General features: G+C 64.4%; 22 protein-coding genes. 11 read left to right on the top strand and 11 right to left on the bottom strand.

Features of this window, described 5'->3' with window-relative positions; genetic code table 11:
- Positions 1 to 6 precede the first annotated feature (6 nt).
- The gene (gene pmbA, locus IEW63_RS00705) at positions 7 to 1365 is read right to left on the bottom strand and encodes a metalloprotease PmbA (protein WP_188634692.1); all 1359 of its coding nucleotides are present in this window, start codon (positions 1363 to 1365) and stop codon (positions 7 to 9) included.
- Positions 1366 to 1459: 94 nt separating this feature from the next.
- Between pmbA and yjgA the strand changes: the two genes are divergently transcribed.
- The 3 genes from yjgA (at position 1460) to egtB (ending at position 4260) form a co-directional block, all read left to right on the top strand.
- Positions 1460 to 1981, top strand: coding sequence for a ribosome biogenesis factor YjgA (gene yjgA / locus IEW63_RS00700; RefSeq protein ID WP_188634691.1), 522 nt, complete (start codon positions 1460 to 1462; stop codon positions 1979 to 1981).
- Between the two features lie 84 nt (positions 1982 to 2065).
- The gene (egtD, locus tag IEW63_RS00695; protein WP_188634690.1) at positions 2066 to 3049 is read left to right on the top strand and encodes an L-histidine N(alpha)-methyltransferase; all 984 of its coding nucleotides are present in this window, start codon (positions 2066 to 2068) and stop codon (positions 3047 to 3049) included.
- A complete protein-coding gene (egtB, locus tag IEW63_RS00690; RefSeq protein ID WP_188634689.1) occupies positions 3046 to 4260 on the top strand; it encodes an ergothioneine biosynthesis protein EgtB in 1215 nt (404 codons plus the stop codon). Before egtD ends, egtB begins: the two co-directional genes overlap by 4 nt.
- A gap of 21 nt (positions 4261 to 4281) precedes the next feature.
- Here the strand turns inward: egtB and IEW63_RS00685 are convergent, their stop codons facing one another.
- The 10 genes from IEW63_RS00685 to bioB all read right to left on the bottom strand — a co-directional run bounded on the left by IEW63_RS00685 (position 4282) and on the right by bioB (position 12877).
- On the bottom strand, positions 4282 to 4698 hold the full coding sequence (locus IEW63_RS00685) for a T6SS amidase immunity protein Tai4 family protein (protein WP_188634688.1): 417 nt from the start codon (positions 4696 to 4698) through the stop codon (positions 4282 to 4284).
- A complete protein-coding gene (locus tag IEW63_RS00680; RefSeq protein ID WP_188634687.1) occupies positions 4695 to 5261 on the bottom strand; it encodes a T6SS effector amidase Tae4 family protein in 567 nt (188 codons plus the stop codon). The genes IEW63_RS00685 and IEW63_RS00680 overlap by 4 nt, the downstream gene beginning before the upstream one ends.
- Positions 5261 to 5842 carry a PAAR domain-containing protein gene (locus tag IEW63_RS00675; protein ID WP_188634686.1) on the bottom strand — a complete coding sequence of 194 codons (582 nt, stop codon included), beginning with the start codon at positions 5840 to 5842 and terminating at the stop codon, positions 5261 to 5263. The genes IEW63_RS00680 and IEW63_RS00675 overlap by 1 nt, the downstream gene beginning before the upstream one ends.
- A 169-nt stretch (positions 5843 to 6011) precedes the next feature.
- Positions 6012 to 7817, bottom strand: a complete 1806-nt coding sequence (locus IEW63_RS00670) for a phenylacyl-CoA dehydrogenase (protein ID WP_188634685.1) — start codon at positions 7815 to 7817, stop codon at positions 6012 to 6014.
- Positions 7818 to 8079: 262 nt separating this feature from the next.
- Positions 8080 to 8388, bottom strand: a complete 309-nt coding sequence (locus IEW63_RS00665; RefSeq protein ID WP_188634684.1) for a flagellar basal body rod C-terminal domain-containing protein — start codon at positions 8386 to 8388, stop codon at positions 8080 to 8082.
- 71 nt (positions 8389 to 8459) lie between these two features.
- Entirely contained in the window at positions 8460 to 9143 is a 684-nt protein-coding gene (gene bioD / locus IEW63_RS00660; protein ID WP_188634683.1) for a dethiobiotin synthase, read from the bottom strand.
- The gene (gene bioC / locus IEW63_RS00655; protein WP_229710239.1) at positions 9140 to 9943 is read right to left on the bottom strand and encodes a malonyl-ACP O-methyltransferase BioC; all 804 of its coding nucleotides are present in this window, start codon (positions 9941 to 9943) and stop codon (positions 9140 to 9142) included. Before bioC ends, bioD begins: the two co-directional genes overlap by 4 nt.
- Positions 9936 to 10652 carry an alpha/beta fold hydrolase gene (locus IEW63_RS00650; RefSeq protein WP_188634681.1) on the bottom strand — a complete coding sequence of 239 codons (717 nt, stop codon included), beginning with the start codon at positions 10650 to 10652 and terminating at the stop codon, positions 9936 to 9938. The genes bioC and IEW63_RS00650 overlap by 8 nt, the downstream gene beginning before the upstream one ends.
- Entirely contained in the window at positions 10649 to 11821 is a 1173-nt protein-coding gene (bioF, locus tag IEW63_RS00645; protein ID WP_188634680.1) for an 8-amino-7-oxononanoate synthase, read from the bottom strand. The genes IEW63_RS00650 and bioF overlap by 4 nt, the downstream gene beginning before the upstream one ends.
- Positions 11822 to 11827: 6 nt before the next feature.
- Positions 11828 to 12877 carry a biotin synthase BioB gene (bioB, locus tag IEW63_RS00640; RefSeq protein ID WP_188634679.1) on the bottom strand — a complete coding sequence of 350 codons (1050 nt, stop codon included), beginning with the start codon at positions 12875 to 12877 and terminating at the stop codon, positions 11828 to 11830.
- Between the two features lie 71 nt (positions 12878 to 12948).
- On the opposite strand from bioB, the gene IEW63_RS00635 reads away from it, so the two are divergent.
- From IEW63_RS00635 to IEW63_RS00600, 8 genes are all read left to right on the top strand, one after another.
- The gene (locus IEW63_RS00635) at positions 12949 to 13668 is read left to right on the top strand and encodes a ComF family protein (RefSeq protein ID WP_188634678.1); all 720 of its coding nucleotides are present in this window, start codon (positions 12949 to 12951) and stop codon (positions 13666 to 13668) included.
- Between the two features lie 463 nt (positions 13669 to 14131).
- Entirely contained in the window at positions 14132 to 15106 is a 975-nt protein-coding gene (locus tag IEW63_RS00630; protein WP_188634677.1) for a serine/threonine protein kinase, read from the top strand.
- Positions 15107 to 15217: 111 nt separating this feature from the next.
- Positions 15218 to 17020, top strand: coding sequence for an acyl-CoA dehydrogenase (locus tag IEW63_RS00625; protein ID WP_188634676.1), 1803 nt, complete (start codon positions 15218 to 15220; stop codon positions 17018 to 17020).
- A gap of 246 nt (positions 17021 to 17266) precedes the next feature.
- Positions 17267 to 20605 carry a mechanosensitive channel MscK gene (gene mscK, locus IEW63_RS00620; protein ID WP_188634675.1) on the top strand — a complete coding sequence of 1113 codons (3339 nt, stop codon included), beginning with the start codon at positions 17267 to 17269 and terminating at the stop codon, positions 20603 to 20605.
- 31 nt (positions 20606 to 20636) lie between these two features.
- Positions 20637 to 21203 carry an elongation factor P-like protein EfpL gene (efpL, locus tag IEW63_RS00615; protein ID WP_188634674.1) on the top strand — a complete coding sequence of 189 codons (567 nt, stop codon included), beginning with the start codon at positions 20637 to 20639 and terminating at the stop codon, positions 21201 to 21203.
- Positions 21204 to 21212: 9 nt separating this feature from the next.
- Complete coding sequence (locus IEW63_RS00610; protein ID WP_188634673.1) at positions 21213 to 21875, top strand: alpha/beta hydrolase; 663 nt, start codon at positions 21213 to 21215, stop codon at positions 21873 to 21875.
- 56 nt (positions 21876 to 21931) lie between these two features.
- The gene (gene rhlB, locus IEW63_RS00605; RefSeq protein ID WP_188634672.1) at positions 21932 to 23494 is read left to right on the top strand and encodes an ATP-dependent RNA helicase RhlB; all 1563 of its coding nucleotides are present in this window, start codon (positions 21932 to 21934) and stop codon (positions 23492 to 23494) included.
- A gap of 532 nt (positions 23495 to 24026) precedes the next feature.
- Complete coding sequence (locus IEW63_RS00600) at positions 24027 to 25409, top strand: PhoH family protein (protein ID WP_188634671.1); 1383 nt, start codon at positions 24027 to 24029, stop codon at positions 25407 to 25409.
- Positions 25410 to 25425: the final 16 nt, after the last annotated feature.

Below are 25425 nucleotides of genomic sequence, written 5' to 3'. Positions count from 1 at the left end.
GCCCCCTCAGGCGCCGCCCACTGTCATGCCATCCACCAGCCAGCTGCCAGTCAGGTAGTTGCCGCGACGCTCGACATCCGCCCCCACGTACCGCAGGTTGCGGAACATGTCACGCAGGTTGCCGGCAATGGTCACCTCACGGACCGGATGGGCAATCACGCCGTTTTCCACCCAGAACCCGCCCGCACCCCGGGAATAGTCACCGGTCACCCCGTTGACGCCCTGCCCCATCAGTTCGGTCACCAGCAGGCCGGTACCCATCTCCGCCAGCAGTGCGTTCAGATCACCGGCGTTGGAGTTGATGTGCAGATTGTGCACTCCGCCGGCATTGGCGGTACTCGGCAGGTTCAGCCGTCGCCCGGAATAGGTGCTCAGCACCCAGCTGCGCAGCATGCCGTTCTCGACAAAGGCCTGAGCCCGGGTGGCCAGACCATCCCCGTCGAAGGCAGCACTGCCCAGGGCCCCGGGAATGTGGGGGCGCTCGTCGATGCTTACCCATTCCGGGAACACCTGCTTGCCCATGGAATCCAGCAGGAAGGTCGACTGGCGATAGACCGCGCCGCCGGAAATGGAACCGATCAGCTGCGCCAGCAGGCCAGCGGCCTGGTCGGCGGCGAACAGCACCGGCACCCTGGCCGTCTTCACCGGCCGGGCTCCGAGCCGGGCCAGGGTGCGCTCGGCCGCCCTGCGGCCAAGCGCCTCGGCGCCCATCAGCCGATCGGCGCGACGATCAATGGTATACCAGTAATCCCGCTGCATGCCGTCCTCGACACTGGCGATCATGACCGCCGAGGCACTGTGCCGCGAGCCCAGCGAGCTGCCGATGAAGCCATGGCTGTTACCGTAGACGCGGCAGCCCTGCTGGCTGCTGATGCTGGCGCTGTCGCTGCTCAGCCTCTGATCAAGCTCCAGGGCCGCTGCTTCGCAGGCCAGCGCCTGCTCTATGGCCTCATCCGCGGTAAGGGCCCAGGGGTGATACAGGTCGAGATCCGGCAGGTCGCGGGCCATCAACGCGGCGTCCGCCAGGCCGGAGCAGGGATCGGCGGAGGTATTGCGGGCAATGGCCAGTGCCGCCTCGACGGTAGAGCGTATGGCCTGGTCCGACGTGTCCGAGGTGCTTGCCGAGCCCTTGCGCTGGCCGAGATACAGGGTGATGCCAAACCCCTGATCGCGGTTGAGCTCGACCGTTTCCACCTCGCCCTGACGCACTCCTACAGACAGCCCGGTGTTCTGGCTGACGGCTACTTCACAGGCGTCCGCGCCCTGGCGCCGGGCCTCGTCGAGTATGAATGCCACCCGCTGTTCGAGCATGGCGCAGAGGGCCTGGGGGTCGTCGTGCTGCTGTTCGGATAACGTTTGGGTCATGTGATCTCCTCGTAGCGGGCCATTGTACCGCGGACATGTTACCTGTGAACGGGTATCATGGCGCATCCACAGAACCGGCGCGCGGGCAGCAACCATGACAGAATTTCCCGAAGAACACGAAGACCAGCAGGATGACGAGAAGAGCAAGAGTCAGGTCAAGCGCGAGATGCATGCCTATCAGGAGCTTGGCCGCCGCCTCATCGGACTCAAGCCTGCACAGCTGGACAAGCTGGAGCTGACCGACAAGTTGCGTGCCGCGCTGGAAGAGGCCCACCGTCACACCGCCCGTGGTGCGCTCAAACGCCATCTGAGCTATGTCGGCAAGCTGGTCCGCGAGCAGCCGGATATCGAGTCCATCCAGAATCTGGTCGACCGCCTGGACAGCAACAGCCAGGCCCATGCCCAGTACTTCCATCAGCTCGAACGCTGGCGCGACCGGCTGCTGACCGGCAAGCCCGGCGAGCAGGAGGCCTTCCTCGAGGCCTACCCCAGCGCCGACCGCCAGACCGTCCGTCAGCTGGTGCGCCAGGCCACCAGGGAGGCTGCCGAGGAGAAACCGCCGGCCGCGGCCCGCAAGCTGTTCAAGCTGATCCGCGAAGCGGCGGAGAACAGCTGAGCCGACGGTCCCCGTCGACAATGGACATGGCGTTCGCGGCTGGCTGTGCCAGACTCAGATGGAGTCTCAAGCGCCGGAGTCGCAGTGAATACCGCCACACCCATTCCCCGTCTGGAAAATCTCCTGTCGCCGGACCCGACCGGCGACCGGCAGAACCTCCTCGAAGGCCTGCTGCAGCCTCAGGCCAGTATCAATCCGAAATTCTTCTACGATGACCGCGGCTGCGAACTGTTCACCCGCATCTGCGAGCTGGACGAGTACTACCCCACCCGAACCGAGGCCGGCATCTTCGACCGGCACGCCGAGGATATAAGTCGTGCCCTGAGAGCGGACCCGCAGTGGGTCGACCTGGGCTGCGGCGACTGCAGCAAGACCCGGCAATGGCTGGAATATGTGTCCCCGGCCAGGGTCATCGGCGTCGACATCGCCGGGGACTTTCTGCATGCCTGCCTGGCCAACATCGCCGATGGCTACCCCGAACTGGAATGTGTCGGCGTCATCAGCGACTTCACCCGCCAGCTGGATCTGCAGGCTCTGCTGGCAGAACAACCGGACAACCCGCCGGTATTCTTCTATCCGGGATCGTCCATCGGCAATTTTGCCCGCCCCGAGGCCGTGCGGCTCCTGCGCCGCATTCGCCAGCATTGCGGCACCCGCGGGCAGCTGCTGATCGGGGTTGACCTGGTCAAGCCGCTGGCGATCGTGGAAGCCGCCTACAACGACGCCGAGGGCGTCACCGCAGCGTTCAATCTGAATGTGCTGGCGGTGGCCAACCGGCTGCTCGATGCCAATTTCGACGCCTCCGCGTTCAGCCACAGCGCTGTCTACGACCCGCGCAACAGCCGCATCGAGATGCGCCTGACTGCCAGGCGGACCCATACGGTCAGGTTCGGTACCTCGGCGGTACGCCAGTTCCAGCGCGGCGAGCACATCATCACCGAGCACTCGCACAAGTACACGCCGGCCGGCTTCAGCCTGCTGCTGGAGGAGGCCGGCTTTACCCAGCGACAGATGTGGACCGACCCGGAGTACTGGTTCGGTGTCTTCCTCGCGGAGCCCAGAGCATGACCGCCCGGCCGCCCATCCCCACCACTGACGACCTGCTCACACGCTATCAGCAGATACGGGATCACAGCCTGAAGCTGGCCGACGGGCTCACCGCCGAAGACTGCCAGCTGCAGTCCATGCCCGAAGCCAGTCCGATCAAATGGCACCTGGCGCATACCAGCTGGTTCTTCGAGACCTTCATCCTGGCCGGGTTGCCCAGCCCGCCTGCGCCCTTCGATCCGGCCTTCGCGGTGCTGTTCAACTCCTACTACGTCGGCATCGGTCCGCGCCATGCCCGGCCGGAACGCGGAATGCTGTCACGCCCGTCGCTGGACCAGGTGTTCGCCTACCGGGAACACGTGGACAGACTCATGGCCGATGCCCTGTCCAACGATGCCCTGTCCGCTTCACTGCGGCAGCTTGTCGAGCTGGGCCTGAATCATGAACAGCAGCACCAGGAGCTGATGCTCACCGACCTCAAGCATCATTTTTCCTGCAACCCGCTGAAACCTGCCTGGCGCCCCGCCGGGGCTGATCAGGCCGAGCCCCCACACAACCATGGACCGCTGCAACGGATTGCCGTTGAAGGTGGCCTGACCAGTATCGGCTTCCCGGGCAATGGTTTCTGCTACGACAATGAGCAGCCCCGGCATAAGGTATGGCTTGCGCCCTACCGGCTGGCCTCGCGCAATGTCACCAATGGCGAGTTTCTCGCCTTCATTCGCGACGGGGGTTATCAGCGCCCGGAGCTGTGGCTGTCCGATGGCTGGGACTGGGTGGTCGCCCGCCAGCAGCGCGCACCGCTGTACTGGCAGGTTCCGGAGGACAACGGCTGGCAGGTGTTCACGCTGCATGGCCTGCAACCACTGAAGGACCATGCCACCCTCAGTCACGTCAGCTTCTACGAAGCGGATGCCTACGCCCGCTGGGCCGGCGCTAGGCTCCCCACCGAAGCGGAATGGGAACATGCTGCCACTACGCAGCTGCATCTGCACGGGCTGGCGGATGAGGTCTGGCAATGGTGCAACAGCGCCTATCTGGCTTATCCCGGGTTCAGGCCCGCCAGCGGCGCGGTGGGTGAGTACAACGGAAAATTCATGATCAACCAGATGGTGCTGCGCGGCGGCTCGCTCGCCACCCCGGCCGGGCACAGCCGGCCGAGCTACCGCAACTTCTTCCCGCCGTCGGCGCAGTGGCAGTTCAGCGGAGTGCGGCTGGCCTGGGATGATTGAAAGCGGACGGTGCGGGGGCCATCAGTCCTGCAGCGCGATATAACCGTCCTGGTCCCGCACCAGCGCCTGAAACTCAGCCGTTGACACCGCCTGCAAGCAACCGGCAACGGCATTGGCGCCGCCCTGCTTCATGATCGCCGGCTCAGCGGTGACCGCCTGCAGGATATATTCCTTCACCGTGGCATAGGGGTCATGCACCACGTCGAGGGTGTCCTCGTCCTGCACAATGCGGTGGGCGCCCCGTCCCATGAAGTGATAGGCGCCGGCGGCGCGCCTCGCATCATCGGTGAAGCGGGGCTCTTCCGGGTAGGCCTCGGCCAGGCAGGTTGCCAGGGCGTAATGGCTCAGCTTCTGCCGGGCCTGAAGTACCTCCTCGGATGCCGCGGCGCAGGCGCTCGTGGCAGAGGCCAGCGCGAGAAGAAAGAGCAGGTGTCTCATTTCAGCTCCCAGTAGAGAATGCGCGTCAGCGACACCCTGCCACCATAGTTGTTGCTGTTCGGATCATGATAGGTGCTGCCATCACCGCTCTGCGTTCCGTCCCAGAGCGTGACATGCCCGGTGGCATCGGTCCAGCCGGCCACTTCCATCACGATCAGTCCCCTGCGCCCCGCGAGCCTGCCCGCTTCTGACGGTGACAGGGTCAGATCGGCATTGCCCCAGTTGTGCTTCACGTACTGGATCAGGTCGTTCACCCGCAGGATGTAGGCCTTCTCGTCACCGCCCCGGACCCGGTAGATGTTCCGATCGGGGATGATGGTGCCACTGGGTATCGCATAGCCGCCGTAGTTGAACCCGCGGCTCATTCGCAGGGCGCAGGCGTTGGCGTAGTCGGTGGGGTTTTCCCGGTAGAGGTCGGCCACCCGGCCGCCGACACGTTCGTAGACATCGGCGGCTCCCAGCCTGCCCACTTCGGCGTAGGCATCCCACAGATCACCGAAGGCAGGTCGCCGGACGGTCAGCCGGACGGAGGTAGTGCCTGCTGTTGCAACAAGGGTCGTCATCAGAGCACTCCCTCCAGTTCCAGCCGGCGGTTCTTGAATACCTCGGGTATGAACACGGTGCCGTCCTCCTCCACCGTACCGGTGACCACCCGATTGATCGGGCCTTCAAGCTGGATTTCCACCTCTTCACCTGGCTCGTAGCCGGTGGTCTCGGCGTGCAGATTGAGGTCCACATAGAAGCGCGAGGTGTCGTTCACCGGGGCGCGGGATTCGCTGTACGACCAGTAGATGCGGTCTATGGTCTTTTTCGGTTCGGCCACCTTCAAGCCGCCGGTCAGCATCACCGCACCGGCTGCCCTGCCCTGACTGCCGATATGTATGGTGCCGTCCGCCAGCAGGGTATTGGAGCCGCTCGGACAGCCGCAGGCCACATAGTCACCGGCGCGGGCGGCGGGCCCTGCGGGCAGCATCACCGTGCGTGGTCCGACCGCCACGATCGGCCCTTCACCCTTCTTGCACTTCGGACAGGTCGCCCTGTGACCAACCGAGCTGGCCACCAGACCGTCGAACTGAATACCCGGATTGCCTTCGATCACCGCGCCGCCGGTAGACGTCCTTGAACCGATACCTATCTTGATCATTGCCGTTTTCACATCCTGAAAAACCGGTGAGTCCCGGGTGACAATGATCCCGGTGAATCGGCAGCGGAGCAAAACCTTTGTCCCGCCATTGGGATGTGGTTCACAGCGCATGAAAAAAGCCGCCCCGGTCTCCCGGGGCGGCTTTCAATGGATCACCTGACGCTGGCTGTCAGTAGCCCAGCGAGAAGTTCTCTTCGTCCATGGCCATCAGGTTGTCGGAACCGGACAGCATGGCTTCCACGTGGGCGCGGGTGCGCGGCAGGATGCGCTGGTAGTAGAACTGCGCAGTCTGCAGCTTGGCCTTGTAGAAGCCTTCCTCACTGGTGCCGGCCGCGAGCTTCTCGGCCGCGACGCGAGCCATGTCGGCCCAGAAATACGCCAGGCAGACGTAACCGGAGTACATCAGATAGTCCACCGATGCGGCACCGACCATCTCGCGGTCCTTCATAGCGGACATGCCGATCTTCATGGTCAGGTCGGCCCATTCCTTGTTCAGGGTGGCCAGCGGACCGACGAACTCCTGAATGGCTTCGTTGCCTTCCTGGGCCTTGATGAACTTGTGCACGATCTTGGTGAAATTCTGCAGGGTGGCGCCCTGGGTCATCAGTACCTTGCGGCCCAGCAGGTCCAGCGCCTGGATGCCGGTGGTGCCTTCGTACAGCATCGAGATGCGCGCATCCCGCACGTTCTGCTCCATGCCCCACTCGGAGATGAAGCCGTGGCCGCCATAGATCTGCACGCCGTGGTTGGCCGCCTCGAAGCCGACCTCGGTCATGAACGCCTTGGCGATCGGGGTCAGGAAGGCCAGCAGCGAATCGGCCAGCTTCTTCTGCTCTTCATCCTGGCTGCGCTTGATGATGTCGACCTGCTTGGCAGCGAAGTACACCATGGCACGGTTGCCTTCGGCGAACGCCTTCATGGTCAGCAGCATGCGACGCACGTCGGGGTGCACGATGATCGGATCGGCCGGCTTGTCCGGCGCCTTGGGGCCGCTCAGGGCACGCATCTGCAGGCGGTCACGGGCATACTGGATGCCGCCCTGGAAGGCGACTTCCGCGTGGGCCAGACCCTGCAGCGCAGTACCCAGACGGGCAGTGTTCATGAAGGTGAACATGCAGTTCAGACCCTTGTTCGGGGGCCCGATCAGGAAACCGGTGGCGTTGTCGAAGTTCATCACGCAAGTGGCATTACCGTGGATGCCCATCTTGTGCTCCAGGGAGCCACAGTTCACGCCGTTACGCTCGCCCAGCTCGCCTTCGGCGTTGGGCAGGAACTTGGGCACGATGAACAGCGAGATACCCTTGGTGCCGGCCGGCGCATCGGGCAGGCGGGCCAGAACGATATGGACGATGTTCTCGGCCATGTCGTGCTCACCGGAGGAGATGAAGATCTTGGTGCCGGAAATCCTGTAGCTGCCATCCTCGGCCGGCTCGGCCTTGGTGCGCAGCATGCCCAGATCGGTGCCGCAGTGGGCTTCGGTCAGGCACATGGTGCCGGTCCACTGGCCGGATACCAGCTTGGTCAGGTAGACCTGCTTCTGCTCGTCTGTGCCGTGGGCTTCAATGGTGTTCATGGCACCATGGGACAGGCCGGGATACATGCCCCAGGACCAGTTGGCCTGGCCAACCATCTCGCTGATGGCCAGCCCCAGGGAGTCGGGCAGGCCCTGGCCGCCGTACTCGGGATCCAGCGACAGGCTCGGCCAGCCACCTTCCACAAACTGTTCGTAGGCTTCCTTGAAGCCGGTCGGGGTCTTCACGCCTTCCGGGGACCAGGTGCAGCCTTCGGTATCGCCGACACGGTTCAGCGGAGCGATGACCTGCTCACAGAACTTGGCGCCCTCTTCAAGGATGGCGTTGACCATATCGGGGGTCGCGTCTTCGCAACCCGGCACGCTTTGATAGTGCTCTTCGTAACCCAGTACTTCGTCGCGTACGAAACGAATGTCGCGCAAGGGAGCCTTGTAATCGGGCATGTGTACTGACCTCAATATTTAATCTGGAATAGGGACGGCAACGAGCCGGAGGGCCCATTCAAACACGCGTTTGAAACTTACGTTTTAGCCTGCTCCATGTCAAGCCCCCCGGTGATGGGCGGCAACAACGCGCAGACGCTTTCATCTTAAGACACCCTGGACGATCGCGCGTGCGATGCCCCAGCGCGGGAGCATGAATCCGATGCGGGAGCGTCAGGGAATGGGGAGGAAAAGCCCCCGCCGGCGCGGGAGCGCAATGGGACTAGGCGCGGGTGTCGATCAACGTGCCGAGCATTTCGTCAGCAGAGTCGATCACCGCGGCTCCCGCTTCGACTTCGCGCTGGGCCTGTTGCAGCGCGACCATGCTGTCGACCAGATTCACGGGGCGGTTGGTATCGACTCGGGTGGTGGCTGCCGGCTGGCCGGTGGCGGGCTGCAGCGGAACGGCGCCAGGCGCAGCGGGATTGGCAGGCGCACCGGCGCGTGCGATTTCCCCTGCGGCGGTATTCGCGCGGTACTGGCCCTGACGTATGGTATCGAAACCGGAGGACAACAGATCCATGGAAGCCATATATGCCCCTCTCAGGAGTAGTGGCGATGTGCCAATTCAAGCACAGAACCACTCGGAAGGACAGCCCGCCGTCACCCCAACAACCCGTCCAGCCTCAGATGCTCTGCCACGCCGCCGACGGTGAGCGGCGCAAGGCGCGGGACCACGCCAAGCAGCGGGGCCGGCATCAAGGCTCTGAGGGTATCCAGATTGTGTTGCTGGCGATCCATATGCGGGTCGACCTGGTTGGCCACCCAGCCGGCCAGGCAGAGGCCGTCGGCGGCTATGGCCTCAGCCGTGAGCAAGGCATGATTGATACAACCGAGACGCAATCCGACCACCATGATCACCGGCATGTCCAGCTCCCTGGCCAGATCCGCCAGGGTCTCACTGCCATTCAGCGGCACGCGCCAGCCGCCCGCCCCCTCCACCAGCGTCAGGTCGGCGCCCCGCGTCAGCACCTTCCGACAGTCGACGGCCAGCGAAGCGGCGTTCAGCGCCAGCCCTGCTTCGGTAGCGGCGATATGAGGTGCGATCGCCGGCTCCAGTGCCACCGGGTTGAGCAGCGCGTAGTCCAGTGGCGGGAAGCATTCGGCCTGCAGGGTCAGCGCATCCTCATTGCGCAGGCCGGCGGCGGTGCGCTCACAGCCGGCTGCCACCGGCTTCACCGCCGCCGTAGTCAGCCCGCGCAGCCGTGCGGCGTGCAGCAGGCCGGCGGCAATGGTGGTCTTGCCGATCTCGGTATCGGTGCCGGTGATGAAGTAGCAGTGCTTCACGAGCGCTCCCCCGCTGCAGTCTTGACCATGACGACCTGTGCGACCTGCCAGGTGGCCGGCAGCCCCTGAGCGGTACGAAATTGCTCGTAGCCGGCGGTAAGCCTGCGCAGGCGGGCGGCGCCACCGAGTCCGGCAGGCCGTCCGGGGTTATGGTTGGTAGCACCGAGGGCCCTGAGTTCGCGGGTCAGCTCGCCGAGTTGAGGGTAATGCAGCACATGCGTCTCCGGCTCGCAGCGCCAGTGGCCGAAACCGGTCCCGGCCAGCATGGACTCCAGCTCCGCGGCAGGGGTGAAGCGGTTCACGTGTACGTGGTCATCCACTGCCCGCCAGGCATCGCGCAGCTCGTGGAGACTGCCCTCCAGCAAGGTGTTGAAGGCCAGCAGGCCGCTCGGGCGCAGCACCCGGAACGCCTCCTTCAGCGCCAGCGGCAGCTGGGGACACCACTGCAGCGCCAGGCTGGAGAAGATCAGGTCCCGGGACTCGCTGCGCAGCGGCAGCAGTTCCGCATCCGCCACTACCCAGCCGCCCTGCCCCGGGCTGTGCCGGCGGGCGTGCCGCAGCATCCCCTCTGCCAGATCCAGGCCGAGCACCGGTTGCCGGTAAAGCGTGGACAACGCCCGGGTGAAATGACCGGTGCCGCAACCCAGATCGACGATCCCCGACGGTGCAAACCCGGCGGGCAGACGGGCCAGCAGGTTGGAACCCACCGTGCGCTGGAACGCCGCCGCCTGGTCATAGGTGCTCGCCGCGCGGCTGAAGGAGTCGGCAATCAGCCGCTTGTCCGGAACGGACTCAATCATGCTGCTGCTCCAGCCAGCTGTCGATCTCGTCAGCCAGCCAATCAGGCTGCTCGAGCGGCAGGGCATGGCTGGCCTGTGCGTGCACTCGCACCCTTGAGGCCCCATGCAAAGCGTTCAGAGCCTGCGCGGCGGCGGCTGGCACCAGTGCATCCTGCCCGCCCAGGCAGTGCAGCATCGGCTGTACCGGGCTGCGCAGTGCCACCCGGTTGTCGAGCATGCCGAGGACCGCCAGGCCGTGCTGGCGCTGCTCCGGCGTCAGTGCGTCCCATACCAGCGACCGGGACAGCAGTCTGGCCTGCGGACTGCCCTGACAGACCAGCAGGGCGAAGCGCTTCAGGGTCTTTTCCGGATGCTCCCGGTAATCCTGATAGAAGCGCTTGAAGGTGTCAGTGGCCATGGCACTGGTCCAGTCCCTGCGCTCGACGAAGCAGGCATTGCTGGCCAGGGTCACCACCCGGGGAAAATGTTCGGGAAAGCGGCGGTGCAACTGCACCGCCAGCATGCCGCCCAGCGACCAGCCGACCAGAACGCCCGGCCTGAGCTGCTGGGCCAGACTGCTCAGGTCGGTCTCCAGGCTGGAAAGCTGGATAGCCGGCAGCGGCTGGGTGGCCACCGCTACCCCGGGCAGGCGCTGCTGCAGGGCATCGCCCAGCGGCTGCAGGCTCTCTGGGGCCAGGGCCCAGCCGGGCAGCAGGGTAATATTCTTCATCCATCGTTCTCCGGCAGTTCGGCAAGGGCTTGTTGCAAGGCCTCCAGCAGGCGGTCCACGTCCGCCTCGCTGTGTGAGGCAGACAGGGTAACACGCAGCCGCGCCGTGCCCTGGGGCACCGTAGGCGGGCGGATCGCCGTGATCATGATGCCGCGTCGGCGCAGACCGGCGGACAGCTGCAGCGCCCGCTCGCTGTCGCCGATCATCAGCGGCTGGATGGGCGTGGGACTGTCCATCAGCTGCAGGCCCAGAGCGCCGACCCCGGCACGGAACCGGCGGATCAGCGCCGCCAGGTGCTCCCGACGCCAACCCTCGTCACGCAGCAGCTGCAGACTCCTCAGGGTGGCCCAAGCTACCGCCGGCGGCTGGCTGGTGGTATAGATGTAGGGCCGTGCGAACTGGATCAGCGTTTCGATCAGCTCCTCGCTGCCGGCAATGAAGGCGCCGGCGGTACCGAAGGCCTTGCCGAGGGTGCCGACCAGCACCGGCACATCCTCCAGACCCAGCCCGTGATGTTCGACCAGCCCGGCGCCCCTGGGGCCGAGACAGCCGAAGCCATGGGCATCGTCCACCATGACCCAGGCGCCATGCCGGCGCGCCGTAGCACAGAGTTCCGGCAGCCGTGCCAGATCCCCATCCATGCTGAACACCCCATCGGTCACCACCAGGGTGTTGCCGGACGCCTTGTCCAGACGCTGTTCGAGACTGTGCGGGTCGTTATGCAGATAGCGGGAAAAACGCGCCCCGCTGAGCAACCCGGCATCCAGCAGCGAAGCGTGGTTGAGGCGGTCCTGCAGCACGGTATCGCCCTGCCCGACCAGCGCGGTGATCGCGCCCATGTTGGCCATGTAGCCGCTGGACATCAGCAACGCCCGGGGCCGGCCGGTGAGCTCGGCCAGCGCCTCTTCCAGCTGGTGATGCGCACCGCTGTGGCCGACCACCAGATGCGAAGCGCCCCCGCCGCAGCCCCAGCGGCGCACCCCCTCGATCATGGCCTCGGCCACCTGCGGATGGTTGGCCAGTCCGAGATAGTCGTTGCTGCAGAACGCCAGCAGTGGCTGTCCGTCGACAGTCAGCTGCACATCCTGCGGCGATTCAAGCAGCGGGCGCTGGCGATAGAGATGGGCGGCGCGGCGCGCGGCCAGACGGCTGGAAAGGTCGAAGCCCACCCGCGATCAGACCGCTGCGGCGTTGGTGAACATCGCGCTGTCGCGCTGCTCGATCAGCGCCTGCTCGATGGCCGCCTGGTGCACCTCGTCGTCGTGCTCTTCGCGCTCTTCGGGCTTGATGCCCAGGCGCTCGAACAGACGCATGTCCTTTTCCGCCTGGGGGTTGCCGGTGGTCAGCAGACGGTCGCCGTAGAAAATCGAGTTGGCGCCCGCGAGAAACGCCAGGGCCTGGGTTTGCTCGTTCATCTGCTCACGGCCGGCGGACAGCCGCACGTGGGATGTCGGCATCATGATCCGCGCTACCGCCAGCATGCGAATGAAATCGAAGGGGTCGATATCCTCGGCGTTCTCCAGCGGCGTGCCGGCCACCTTCACCAGCATGTTGATCGGCACACTCTCGGGATGCTCCGGCAGATTAGCCAGCTGAATCAGCAGACCGGCGCGATCCTCCAGCGATTCACCCATGCCGAGAATGCCACCGGAACAGATCTTCATGCCCGCATCACGCACATAGGAGAGTGTCTGCAGACGGTCGCTGTAGGTACGGGTGGTGATGATGTTGCCGTAGAACTCGGGGGAGGTATCCAGGTTGTGGTTGTAGTAGTCCAGTCCGGCCTCGGCCAGCGCAGCGGTCTGCTCCTTCGTCAGCTTGCCCAGGGTCATGCAGGTTTCGAGACCCAGTTCACGCACACCGCGCACCATCTGCAGCACATAGGGCATATCCTTCTCGGAAGGATGCTTCCACGCCGCTCCCATGCAGAAACGGGTCGCGCCGATGGCCTTGGCGGCGGCCGCTTCGTCCAGCACCTTCTGCACCTCAAGCAGCTTCTCCTTGTCCAGGCCGGTGTTGTAGTGGCCGGATTGGGGGCAGTATTTGCAATCCTCGGGGCAGGCGCCGGTCTTGATCGACAGCAGGGTGGATACCTGCACGCGGTTGGCGTCGAAGTGCTGGCGGTGCACTGTCTGCGCCTGGAACAGCAGGTCATTGAAGGGCTGGCGCAGCAGGGCCAGGACTTCTGCCTGGGTCCAGTCGTGGCGGGTAACAGGCGCGGTCATCGTGAAATTATCCTTGGTATCTGCAGGGGTGATGCAAGGCATGATAATCCGGACAGGGAGACTGTCAACCAATGATTCAGAACCGGGTTTACAACTGGCTATCTTTTAACCAGATCAACCGTTGCCTGCTGTGTCTGGGCAATGCTGCCGGGATCGCGGAATGCATCTGCACTCCCTGCCTGAATGATCTGCCGTGGCTGGGCAGCGCCTGCCGGCAGTGCGCTCTGCCGCTGCCGGAGGAGAACATGCTCTGCGGCCAGTGCCAGCAGAATCCACCCGCCTTCAGCCAGGTGATCGCCCCCTTTCGCTATGGCTTCCCGCTGGACAGTCTGATCCCTGCATTCAAGTATCAGCACAAGCTCACCTATGGCCGGCTCATGGCCAGGCTGATGCTGCAGGCCATCGTCCATCATTACGAGGAGCGCAATCAGGCGCTGCCGGACCGGGTGATTCCGCTGCCACTGCACCGCGCCCGTCAGGCCCAGCGCGGTTACAATCAGGCCCTTGAACTGGCCCGCCCCATCGCCCGGCAGCTGGCGGTGCCGCTGGATCGACGCAACCTGATACGCCAGCGCGCCACCACCGCCCAGCAAGGGCTGGATGCACAGCAGCGCAGGGTCAATCTTCAGGGAGCCTTTATCTGCCGTGACCCGGCAGCGCTGGAAGGTCGGCATATAGCTCTGGTTGACGACGTGGTCACTACCGGCACCACGGTCAATGAAGCCAGCCGCACGCTGATGGCAGCCGGCGCGGCCAGCGTGAGCATCTGGTGCATAGCACGCACGCCCTGAGCACGCAGCCCGGGCGGCCTGCGGCCGCCAATCGCCGCGGGGTCGCGGCCCCTACCGTCTGGTGCGGAGGATCATCATCTGGGCGCCGACCTTTGCTCGGCGCAATCGCTGGCTGGGTGGTACGGACCGTCATGCGAAGACAACCAATATTGGATGCGGAGACCCGAAGTGGGTCATCAATAGGCGCGGACCAACCCGGGTACGCCTCACCATCGGATACAACTGCCATCCGGCATGGATCATGTTGGACGCGGCACCTCTTCGGGATATGGATCATCGCCCGGCGCCACCTCCACCCGTAGGAGCCGCGACCCCGCGGCGATGGCGTGCAAAGCACGCCCGCCCTTTACGCCACCTTGCAATCCCGATACCACGCGCAATCTGCGCACTATTCCAGGGGCTTTTCCCCTGCTTCCGCCGATTCCCTGTAAGCTCTCACCAATTACCTTGCATGGAGCCAGCAATGAGCCACCCTTATGCCCTGCTGACCCCTGATACCGTTCTGGATGCGGTCGAGTCGCTCGGTTTTGTCAGCGACGCCCGCACCCTGACGCTGAACAGTTACGAGAACCGCGTCTACCAGATCGGCATCGAGGGCGGTCAGCCGCTGATCGCGAAGTTCTACCGTCCCGAGCGCTGGTCCGACGAGGCCATCCTGGAAGAGCACCAGTTCTCCCTTGAGCTGGCCGAAAGAGACATCCCCGTCATCCCGCCCATGCAGATCGACGGCCGCACGCTGTTCGAATTCGGCGGGTTCCGCTTCAGCCTGTTCAAACGCTTCGGCGGCCGCGCCCCGGAGTTCGACAACCCCGACCACCTGCTGATGCTCGGCCGGCTGCTGGGTCGTCTGCATGCCGTCGGCGCCATGCAGCCCTTCGCTCACCGACCGGCCCTGACCCCGCAGAATTTCGGCCACGACAGCATCGCCTGGCTGCGTGAGCACGACAGCGTTCCGCAGAGCCTGCGCGCGGCCTACTTCTCGGTCGCCGATGACCTGCTGGCCCGGATCGACGAGATCTATCGCGAACATCCGCCCCAGACCATCCGCCTGCACGGTGACCTGCACGTGGGCAACCTGCTGTGGCGCGACGAGAGCCTGTACATGGTCGATATGGACGACTGCCGGCAGGGCCCGGCGATTCAGGACCTGTGGATGATGCTCTCCGGCGAGCGCGACCAGCGCCAGGCCCAGCTGGCCGAGCTGGCCGAAGGCTACAACGAATTCCATGACTTCGACCCGCGCCAGCTGCCGCTGATCGAGTCCCTGCGCAGTCTGCGACTGATGCACTACAGCGCCTGGCTGGCCCGGCGCTGGGATGACCCGGCGTTCCCCAGGCATTTCCCCTGGTTCGCCAGCGAGCGTTACTGGGCCGAACAGATCCTGACCCTGCGCGAGCAGCGCGCCGCACTGGATGAACCACCGCTGCGGCTGTTCTGAGACATACTCCGCATCTGATTCGCCCCCATCAATCCCATCAATGGCTGTTCCCCGACACCGCATGGGCCGCATACACTGCGGCCCATCGTTTTATCTACCCGGGATGCAAACATGACCGATACCCTGCTCGACTCACGCAACCTGGCCTTCGAGCTGTATGAAGTGCTCAACGCCGAAGAACTGACCCAGCGCGAGCGTTTCGCCGACCACAACCGCGAGACCTTCGATGCCGCCCTGGACACTGCCCGCCAGCTGGCGGAGAAATACTTCGCCCCGCACAACCGCAAGAGCGACGAGAACGAACCGGAATACGTCAATGGCAGCGCGGTGCTGATTCCCGACGTCAAGCCGGCTGTCGACGCCTTTATCGAGGCCGGCTTCCAGAACGCCGGGCGCAGCTTCGAGCAGGGCGGCATGCAGCTGCCGAACCTGCTGGCCCGCGCCTGCTTTGCGCACTTCCAGTCGGCCAACATCGCCACCTCGTCCTACCCGATGCTCACCATGGGCGCCAGCAACCTGATCGGCACCTTCGGCACCGAGGATCAGAAGAAGCGCTTCTTCGAACCGATGATCGAAGGCCGCTTCTTCGGCACCATGGCGCTGACCGAGCCCCATGCCGGCTCCTCCCTGTCCGACCTGCGCACCCGCGCCGAGCCGGCCGGTGACGGCACCTACCGCATCAAGGGCAACAAGATCTTCATCTCCGGCGGCGATCACGACCTGTCGGAAAACATCGTGCACATGGTCCTGGCCAAGCTGCCCGATGCGCCGCCCGGGGTGAAGGGCATTTCCCTGTTCATCGTGCCCAAGTTCCTGGTCAACGATGACGGCAGCCTGGGCGAGCGCAACGACGTGGTCCTGGCCGGCCTGTTCCACAAGATGGGCTGGCGCGGCACCACCTCCACTGCACTGAACTTCGGCGACAACGGCAACTGCGTCGGCTACCTGGTGGGCGAGCCGCACAAGGGGCTGAGCTACATGTTCCAGATGATGAACGAGGCGCGCATCGGTGTCGGCATGGGCGCGATCATGCTCGGCTACGCCGGTTACCTGTACTCGCTGAACTATGCCCGCGAGCGCCCGCAGGGCCGTCACCCGGATGGCAAGGACCCGACCAGCCCGCAGGTCCCGATCATTGAACACTCCGACGTGCGCCGCATGTTGCTGACTCAGAAAGCCTATGTGGAAGGTGCCTTCGACCTCGGTCTGTTCTGCGCCCGCCTGGTCGATGACGGCAAGACCGGCACCAGCGATGAGCAACGCCAGCTGGCCCATGAACTGCTCGATCTGCTGACCCCCATCGTCAAGTCCTGGCCGTCGGAGTTCTGTCTGAAGGCCAACGAACTGGCGATCCAGATTCTCGGCGGCCACGGCTACACCCGGGAATATCCGGTCGAGCAGTACTATCGCGACAACCGGCTGAACCCGATCCACGAAGGCACCCACGGCATCCAGTCGCTGGATCTGCTGGCCCGCAAGCTGACCCAGAACAAGGGCGCAGGCCTGCGCCAGCTGACCGGCCTGATGCGCAGCTGCATCGAGCGCGCCGCAGCCCACCCGTCGCTGGAAGAGCTGCGCCTGCCGCTGGAACAGCTGCTGAACCGCCTGCAGACCACCACCCAGGCCCTGCTGGGCGATCTGGGCGCCGGCAAGGTCAACGAGACCCTGGCCAACTCCGCGCTGTACATGCGCGTGTTCGGTCATGCGGTGATCGGCTGGCGCTGGCTGGAGCAGGCCATCCGCGCCGAGGAAGGCCTGGCCCGTGGTAACAGCGCCGACGGGGACTTCTACCGCGGCAAGCTGCAGGCCGCGCGCTACTTCCTGACCTGGGAAGTGCCGGCATGTCACCACGAGCTGAACCTGCTGGATGCCAAGGACCAGACCTGCATGGAGATGCAGGACAGCTGGTTCTGAGGAGCCAGCCTTCCCCCTCTCCCCCGGCCCTCTCCGGCAAGGGGCGAGGGGTGTCTCGCGCCGGGTACTCCGAGTTCAGTAGACAACGCGGCGCAGTTGAGACATTGATCAAGCAAACGTGCTCGCATTACTCCCCTCCCCTCGTGGGAGAGGGTTGGGGAGAGGGGGCGCCCACCCGCCTCCCATCTTCCTTTCCCCCGCCCTCAGGACTAACCTAGCAATCCGCTCCTTACGGATTGTTGTCTCATGTCACGCCTGCCCTTTTTCCTGTACCTGCTGATCACCTGCCAGGTGCTGTTCATCCCGGCCGCCCACGCCCAGGACGAGGCCGAAGCGCTCAGCCCGATCGAGCAGCTGCAGGCCGACATTGCCGCCCTGCCCGACAGCGGCCGTTCCGCCGCCGAACAGCAGCAGTTCCAGGAAGCCTGGCAGAAAACCCTCACCGCCTTGCAGCAGACCGAATCCCTGCGTGAGCAACAGGCCGACCTCCAGGCGCGGCTGGACCAGGCACCCGAGGAGGTGCGCCGCCTGAATCAGCAGCTGGACTCGCTGCAGCCGGTCAGCGAAGAACGCCTGCGCCAGCGCTATGCCGCAGGCACCATGCAGACCCTGGATGCCACACTCGGCGAACAGGTCGCCCGCATGTACGACTGGCAGAACGAGCTGACTGCGGTCAACAGCGAGCTGATAGCCGCCGAGACGCGGCCGGAGAAGACCCAGAGCCGTATCTCAGCCAACCAGTCCCGGGCCAACGAGCTGAACGAACAGCTCCGCCAGCTGCAGCGCCAGCCCGGCAGCGAGCTGAACCGGGCCCGGGAGCGGGCCATTCAGGCTGAACTGTCGCAACTGGAACTGGCCAACTCGCTGCTGCGCCAGCAGCTCTCGGCCAACAATACCCTGCTGGAGCTGGCCCAGGCCAGGCGGCGCCTGCTGCTGGCGGAACTGGCCAGGATCGAGGAGGAAATCAACATCCTCCAGGACGTCATCGACGAGAAACGCCGCAGCCTGTCCGAGCAGGTGATCAGCGACACCACTGCCGAATCCACCGAAATCAGCAATCACCAGCTGCTGCACAGGCAGAGCCTGATTAACCAGCGCATCAGTGAGGAGCTGCTGTCCTCTTCCAATCAGATCAGCACTCTGTCCCGGCGCAACATCCAGACAACACAGCAGCTGGACCACCTTACCCAGCTGGAAAGCGCCCTCGACCAGCAGATAAGCGTGCTGGAGGGCAGCCTGCTGCTGTCGCGCATCCTGCATCAGGAGCGGCTGGCCCTGCCTTCGGTGCGGATTGACCGATCGTTGACCGAGTCGGTGGCCGACATGCGCCTGCGCCAGTTCGAGATCAATCAGTTGCGCGAACAGCTGCGCAACCAGGAGGCCTACCTCAACCGCCTGCTCAACCAGTTGCCGGAGGAGCAACGCGAGCCGCTGCGCGACGACCTGCAGCAACTGATCCGCAGCCGGGCGATTCTGGTGGACCAGCTCAGCAGCCATATCAATACGCTGCTGGGCGAAGCGGTCGCCCTGCAGATCAATCAGGATCAGCTGCAGCAGCTGAGCACCAAGCTGCGCCAGACCATCGACGACCAGCTTTTCTGGGTCGCCAGCAACCCGCCGATAAACCGCAGCTGGATCACCAGCCTGCCTGCCCAGCTGGTGTCTCAGATTCACGACCTGCAACCCCTGGAACAGACTCGGCGACTGCTGTCGACGCTGGCCTCCAATGCCGGCTGGCTGGTCCTGCTCCTGGCGCTGGCAGCCATCCCCCTGCTGCTGCGCAAGCGCCTGGCCGCGCGGCTGCACCAGCTGCACGACGAGGTCGGCCATTACCGTCTCGATAACCAGCGCACCACGCCCCGTGCACTGTTGCTGACCGCCGTCTGGGTGTTGCCGATCCCGGTTCTGCTGGGCGGCGCGGGAGTTGGCCTGAGCTACGGCGAAACGCCGGCCATGCCGACCCTCGGCCGGGCACTCTCGCACCTGTCGGTCGGCTGGTTCGTGCTGCATCTGCTGTATCGGCTGTTCGACCCGCAGGGCATCACCCGCCGGCATTTCCGCTGGCCGGAGGCCAAGGTCGCCCGCCTGCGCCGACTGATCCGCCAGCTGGCCTGGGTGCTGCTGCCGATGGTGCTGATCATCAGCCTGGGCACCACCAACCCGGAACATCTGGACAAGGACGTGATCGGCCGGCTGGTGATGATCACCACGCTGTGCCTGTTCAGCCTGCTGGTGGGCCGCTTCATGCAGCGCAGCGAGCCGCTGAACAATTCCCGGGTGTTTCATGTCGGCGCCATGCTGGCGCTGTGTCTGACGCCGCTGGTACTGGCCGGGATGACCATCCTCGGCTACCACTACACCTCGATCCGCCTGGCAGACCGGATGATAGATACGCTGTACCTGATCACCGCCTGGATGCTGTTGCAGGGCATAGTGGTACGCAACCTCCGGGTGGCCGGCCGGCACCTGGCCTATCAGCGTGCGATCAACAAGCGTCAGACCGAAGAGGCCAACGGCACGCAGAGCGACGCTCCGCTGGAAATACCCGAGCTCAGGCTTGAGCAGATCAACCAGCAGTCCCTGCGTCTGGGCCGGCTGGCACTGCTGATCCTGTTCAGCGTGCTGGTGTACCTGGTGTGGTCGGACCTGATCAGCGCGGCCTCCTATCTTGAGTCCATTACGCTGTGGGAATACAACAGCGGCACCGCCGATAACCCGCTGATGAAACCGCTCAGCGCCGGTGATCTGGTCAGCGCCCTGATCATCGTGGTGTTGACCGTCACCCTGGCGCGCAACCTGCCTGGGCTGCTGGAAATACTGGTGCTGTCGCGCATGAGTCTGCGCCAGGGCAGCAGCTATGCCATCACTACCCTGCTCAGCTATGTCATTGTCAGCATCGGCATCATCGGCTTTCTGGCCAGCCTGGGAGTCAGCTGGAACAAGCTGCAGTGGCTGGTGGCAGCGCTGGGTGTGGGGCTGGGCTTCGGTCTGCAGGAAATCTTCGCCAACTTCGTGTCCGGTCTGATCATCCTGTTCGAGCGGCCGGTACGCATCGGCGACGTGGTGACCATCGGCAACCTCTCGGGGACGGTCAACCGCATCCGCATCCGCGCCACCACCATCACCGACTTCGACCGCAAGGAAATCATTGTCCCCAACAAGACCTTCGTCACCGAGCACCTGATCAACTGGTCACTGTCCGATACCGTGACCCGGGTCACGGTCAAGGTGGCGGTGGCCAACGGCTCGGATGTGGAGCTGGTGCGCAAGCTGCTGCTGCAGATCGCCGAGAACAATCCCCGGGTGCTGGACGATCCCGAGCCGCTTGTCTTCTTCCTCGCCTACAACGATCACCGCCTGGAGCACGAGCTGCGCATGCACGTGCGCCAGCTTGCCGACCGCAACCCGGCGATCGATGAAACCAACCGCGAGATCGACCGGCTGTTCGCCGAACACGGCATCGAGATTGCCGCCCGCCAGATGGACGTCAACCTGATCAACAGCAACGGGCAGCAACAGCTCATTAGCAGCCATTCAGAGAGCAACGCGCCACTTGCGCCGCCAGAGGGTGAAAAAGCACAATAACGCCCCTTTCAGCCCTTACCGAGCCAGCGCCATGCCCAAAGCCGCCGAACTGAAAAAAGGCCAGATCGTCCAGATCAACAACCAGCCCTACATCGTGTCGCAGATCGATGTGAAGAGTCCGTCCTCGCGCAGCGGCACCACGCTGTACAAGGTGCGCTTCAACCACGTGCAGAGCGGCCAGAAGCTGGAGCAGAGCCTGACCGGTGACGACATGCTGGCCACCATCGACTTCCAGAAGCGCGCCATCCAGTTCCTGTATCAGGACGCCGACGGCTACACCTTCATGGATAACGAGGACTACTCCCAGTTCACCCTGACAGCCAGCGCGCTGGAAGAACAGATCCCCTACCTGTACGACGGCATCCAGGGCCTGTATGGTCTGGTAGTGGAAGGCAACCTGATTGGCGTGGAGCTGCCTCCCGTGGTGGAAATGCCGATTGCCGAAACGCCCCCGGCGATCAAGGGCTCTTCCGCCAGCGCCCGCACCAAGACCGCCCGTTTTGCCACCGGTCTGGAAGTCCAGATCCCCGAATACCTGGAAACCGGTGAGGTGCTGCGCATCAACACCGAAACCGGAAAATACATGTCCCGAGCATGAGGCCTGATAATGTCCACCGAACCCCTGATCATCGAATCCCCCGGCACCGCTGACGCCTGCGTCATCTGGCTGCACGGCCTGGGTGCCGACCGTTACGACTTCGTCCCGGTGGTCAGAGCACTGGAGCTGAGCGCGGACCACGGTGTCCGCTTCATTTTCCCCCAGGCGCCCACCCGGCCGGTCACCATCAACGGCGGCTTTCCGATGCCGAGCTGGTTCGACATCCTGGCAATCAGCCCCCAGCGGGTGATGAACGAGGAGCAGCTGGACGAGTCGGTGGCCATGGTCCGCGGCCTGGTCGAGCAGCAGATGGCCGAGGGCATCCAGCCCGAACGCATCGTGCTCGCAGGCTTCTCCCAGGGTGGCGCCATCGTCATGCGCGCCGCCATCGACAGCGAGCTGCCGCTGGCCGGTGTGATGTCGCTTTCCACCTACGGTCCGACCCTGGAGCGGGCGCTGGCCGCTCATCAGGGGCCGAAGCTTGACGTGTTCTTCGCCCATGGCGACTACGACGACATTCTTCAGCCGGCCCTGGGCCGCCATGCCCAGGACCTGCTGCAGGCGGCGGGGCACCACACCCGCTGGCATGCCTACCCGATGGCCCATGAGGTCTGCCCGCAGGAGATTGCCGATATCCGCAGCTGGCTGGCCGACAGGCTGGGTCTTCGCTAACCGGTTGGGTTGCTTTACACTGCTCGGTGGATCCCATATCACATCGAGAGACTATTGTGCTCAAGGCACTGAAAAAATTGTTCAAACCGGGCAAGACGCCGGCTCCTCATCACGAGACCCATATCGAGCCGGCAGCCGCCCCGGTTGCCCCCGCTGCCGTCGCCGCTCCGGCGCCCGCCGAGGCGCCCCGTCAGCTCCGTGAAGAGCAGACCTCGCACGGCCCGCAGAACCGCAAGGAACCCCGCCCACGACGCGAGCGCAAACCCCGCGCGCCCAAGCCGCCGGCCAAGCCCTGGAGCATTGACGATTTCGTCGTCGAGCCCGCCGAGGGCAAGACCCGGTTCCACGACTTCCCGCTGCCGGACAGTCTGATGCGCGGTATTCAGGACGCCGGCTTCAGTTACTGCACGCCGATCCAGGCGCAGGTACTGGGCAGCACCCTGCTGGGTCACGACGCCATCGGGCGAGCCCAGACCGGAACGGGCAAGACCGCTGCTTTCCTGATCTCGACCATCACCCAGCTGCTGGAAACCCCGCCGCCGGACGAGCGTTTCATGGGCGAGCCCCGCGCATTGATCATCGCGCCGACCCGGGAATTGGTGATGCAGATCGCCAGCGACGCCGAAGGCCTGACCCGCCATACCGGCCTGAACGTCATGGGTTTTGTTGGCGGCATGGATTACGACAAGCAGCTCAAACAGCTGGAGCGCAAGTACTGCGACATCCTGGTGGCCACGCCGGGCCGGCTGCTGGATTTCTGCAACCGCGGCGAGGTGCACCTGGATCTGGTCGAGGTGCTGATCCTCGACGAGGCGGACCGCATGCTGGACATGGGCTTCATCCCCCAGGTCCGCCAGATCATCCGCCAGACCCCGCGCAAGGGCGACCGCCAGACCCTGCTGTTCTCCGCCACCTTCAGTGATGATGTGATGAACCTGGCCCGGCAGTGGACCGTCGAGCCCGCCATCGTCGAGATCGAGCCAGAGCGCCCGGCCTCGGAAAATATCACCCAGAAGGTCTATGCGGTCAGCAGCAGCGACAAGTACAAGCTGCTGTACAACCTGGTCACCCAGCTGGAGCTGGACCGGGTCATGGTGTTTGCCAACCGCAAGGACGAGGTGCGCCGCATCCAGGAACGCCTGATGCGCGACGGCATCGACGCCGCCCAGCTGTCCGGTGACGTGCCGCAGAACAAGCGGGTACGCACCCTGGAGAACTTCCGCGAAGGCAAGCTGCGGGTGCTGGTCGCCACCGATGTGGCCGGACGCGGCATCCATATCGATGGCATCAGCCACGTGATCAACTATACGCTGCCGGATGACCCGGAGGATTACGTGCACCGCATCGGCCGTACCGGCCGTGCCGGTGCCAAGGGCACCTCGATCAGCTTTGCCGGCGAGGACGATGCCTTCCAGCTGCCGCCGATCGAGGAGCTGCTGGGCGCCAAGCTCGAGTGCATTCCGCCGGAGGAGGAGTACCTGCGCGCGGTGCCCAAGCGTCAGCGCAGTGCCGAGGAGAAGGCCGCCGGCGACGCCATGGAAGCCGAGCAGGCAGCAGCCGCGGCAGCCAAGCGCAAGCGCTCCGGTGATCGCCGGGACGGCCGCCGCCCGCGCCGCTGAGTGCCCGGCAACTCCGTTCTCATGGGAGTGTCGAGTTCCATCTCGACACAGGTGCAGTCGGAAACACCGCTGGCCGAGGTGGAACTCGGCCCTCCATGGCTGGGAGTGTCGAGTTCCATCTCGACACAGGTGTAGTCCGAGACACCGCTGGCCGAGGTGGAACTCGGCCTCCCAGGGCTTGGAGTCTCGAGTTCCAGCTCGACACAGGTGCAGTCCGAGACACCGCTGGCCGAGATGGAACTCGGCCTTCCAGGGGTGGGAGTGTCGAGTTCCATCTCGACACAAGGGCAGTCGGAGACCTCGTCGGCCGAGGTGGAACTCGGCCCTCCATGGCGCGCGGGCGGAAAATGTCTGAGAAATCGCACAGCGCGCTTGAAGCTGTCACATTCTTTGCGCTATACATCAAGCAACCGACCGATGCCTGTCAGTGATCCTTTGATACCGTCAGGCAATGTGAGTCGGCCCCGCAGACTGCCAGGCGCAGGTCCGCGCCAGCTGCAGTCGTGCATATGGCCATTGCGAGGTACAGCCCATGGAAGCGTGCGGAGCGACCCGACACACCTTCTACGTTCTTGATACCAACGTCCTGATTCACGATCCCAACGCCCTGCTCAATTTTGAAGAACACCACGTCATCATCCCGATGACCGTCCTCGAAGAACTCGACAAGCTCAAATCCGGCAAGACCAGTACCGCCGCCGACTGCCGTCAGGCCATCCGCCTGATCGACCACACCCTCGCCGACGCCCCACCGGAACTGGTCGAATCCGGCGTACCCATCCTGCGCGGCAAGCTCGGCCCCAATGGCACCCTCGCCATCCTCATGGACAAGGCCCCGCTACCCGCCCACTGTCTGCCCAACGACCTGAACGACAACCGGATCATCAACCAGCTGTGTCAGCTGCAGATGCGCCATCCGGATGACCGCATCGTGCTGGTGTCCAAGGACATCAACATGCGTCTCAAGGCACGGGCGTGCGGCATCGATGCGGAGGACTACCATACCGATCAGCTGCTGGACGACATCAGCCTGCTCGCCCGCGGTTACCACGAAATCGAAGGGTCGTTCTGGGACCGTGCCGAGAAGGTGGAGACCAGCCAGCTGACCGGCAAGACCGTCCATGACGTGCAGTTGAGCGACAACCTTCCATCGCTGCATATCAACGATTTCATCCTCGACGAACAGGGTTTCGTCGGACAGATCAAGGCAGTGGACGGCCGCCATATCAAGGTGCTGGACATGCACCGGGAGCCGCTGCTGCATCAGGAGGCCTGGGGACTGCGCCCGCGTGACATCTTCCAGGCGCTGGCCATGCACGCGCTGCTGGATCCGGACATCCACCTGGTCAATCTCACCGGCGCGGCCGGCTCGGGCAAGACCATTCTCGCGCTGGCCGCGGCCATCGAGCAGACCATGGTCAGCAAGACCTACCGGCGCATCATCGCCACCCGCAGCACCCAGGGGCTGGACGAAGATATCGGCTTCCTGCCCGGTACCGAAAAGGAGAAGATGGAGCCCTGGCTCGGGGCGATCACCGACAACCTGGAGGCGCTGCACATGGACGACGAGTGCACCCATGGCAGTGTGGAATACATCCTCGACCGGGTGCCGCTGCAGTTCAAGTCGCTGAACTACATCCGAGGGCGCAGCTTCCAGCAGAGCTTCATCCTGATCGACGAGAGCCAGAACCTCACCCCGCATCAGATCAAGACCATCATCACCCGCGCCGGCAGCGGGTCGAAGGTGGTCTGTCTGGGCAACCTGGCGCAGATCGATACGCCCTACCTCAATGCCACCAGTTCAGGGCTGACCTATCTGACCGAGTGTTTCAAGGACTTCCCCCATGGGGTGCATATCCATCTGCAGGGGGTGCCGCGGTCGATTCTGGCGGAGTATGCGGAGATGCATTTGTAGGGAGCGTTTGCCGGCA

This window comes from Halopseudomonas pertucinogena, assembly GCF_014646575.1.
Classification (GTDB): domain Bacteria; phylum Pseudomonadota; class Gammaproteobacteria; order Pseudomonadales; family Pseudomonadaceae; genus Halopseudomonas; species Halopseudomonas pertucinogena.
This window is presented reverse-complemented; position numbering and strand designations above follow the sequence as displayed.

What these genes read in the sequence shown, in the direction of transcription:
- IEW63_RS00685 (WP_188634688.1), bottom strand. Translation starts at nt 4,698, where the DNA reads ATGAGACACCTGCTCTTTCTTCTCGCGCTGGCCTCTGCCACGAGCGCC.
- IEW63_RS00675 (WP_188634686.1), bottom strand. Translation starts at nt 5,842, where the DNA reads ATGATCAAGATAGGTATCGGTTCAAGGACGTCTACCGGCGGCGCGGTG.
- pmbA (WP_188634692.1), bottom strand. Translation starts at nt 1,365, where the DNA reads ATGACCCAAACGTTATCCGAACAGCAGCACGACGACCCCCAGGCCCTC.
- IEW63_RS00635 (WP_188634678.1), top strand. Translation starts at nt 12,949, where the DNA reads ATGATTCAGAACCGGGTTTACAACTGGCTATCTTTTAACCAGATCAAC.
- mscK (WP_188634675.1), top strand. Translation starts at nt 17,267, where the DNA reads ATGTCACGCCTGCCCTTTTTCCTGTACCTGCTGATCACCTGCCAGGTG.
- IEW63_RS00650 (WP_188634681.1), bottom strand. Translation starts at nt 10,652, where the DNA reads ATGAAGAATATTACCCTGCTGCCCGGCTGGGCCCTGGCCCCAGAGAGC.
- IEW63_RS00680 (WP_188634687.1), bottom strand. Translation starts at nt 5,261, where the DNA reads ATGACGACCCTTGTTGCAACAGCAGGCACTACCTCCGTCCGGCTGACC.
- IEW63_RS00610 (WP_188634673.1), top strand. Translation starts at nt 21,213, where the DNA reads ATGTCCACCGAACCCCTGATCATCGAATCCCCCGGCACCGCTGACGCC.
- bioB (WP_188634679.1), bottom strand. Translation starts at nt 12,877, where the DNA reads ATGACCGCGCCTGTTACCCGCCACGACTGGACCCAGGCAGAAGTCCTG.
- IEW63_RS00630 (WP_188634677.1), top strand. Translation starts at nt 14,132, where the DNA reads ATGAGCCACCCTTATGCCCTGCTGACCCCTGATACCGTTCTGGATGCG.
- efpL (WP_188634674.1), top strand. Translation starts at nt 20,637, where the DNA reads ATGCCCAAAGCCGCCGAACTGAAAAAAGGCCAGATCGTCCAGATCAAC.
- IEW63_RS00670 (WP_188634685.1), bottom strand. Translation starts at nt 7,817, where the DNA reads ATGCCCGATTACAAGGCTCCCTTGCGCGACATTCGTTTCGTACGCGAC.
- IEW63_RS00625 (WP_188634676.1), top strand. Translation starts at nt 15,218, where the DNA reads ATGACCGATACCCTGCTCGACTCACGCAACCTGGCCTTCGAGCTGTAT.
- yjgA (WP_188634691.1), top strand. Translation starts at nt 1,460, where the DNA reads ATGACAGAATTTCCCGAAGAACACGAAGACCAGCAGGATGACGAGAAG.
- bioC (WP_229710239.1), bottom strand. Translation starts at nt 9,943, where the DNA reads ATGATTGAGTCCGTTCCGGACAAGCGGCTGATTGCCGACTCCTTCAGC.
- egtB (WP_188634689.1), top strand. Translation starts at nt 3,046, where the DNA reads ATGACCGCCCGGCCGCCCATCCCCACCACTGACGACCTGCTCACACGC.
- IEW63_RS00600 (WP_188634671.1), top strand. Translation starts at nt 24,027, where the DNA reads ATGGAAGCGTGCGGAGCGACCCGACACACCTTCTACGTTCTTGATACC.
- IEW63_RS00665 (WP_188634684.1), bottom strand. Translation starts at nt 8,388, where the DNA reads ATGGCTTCCATGGATCTGTTGTCCTCCGGTTTCGATACCATACGTCAG.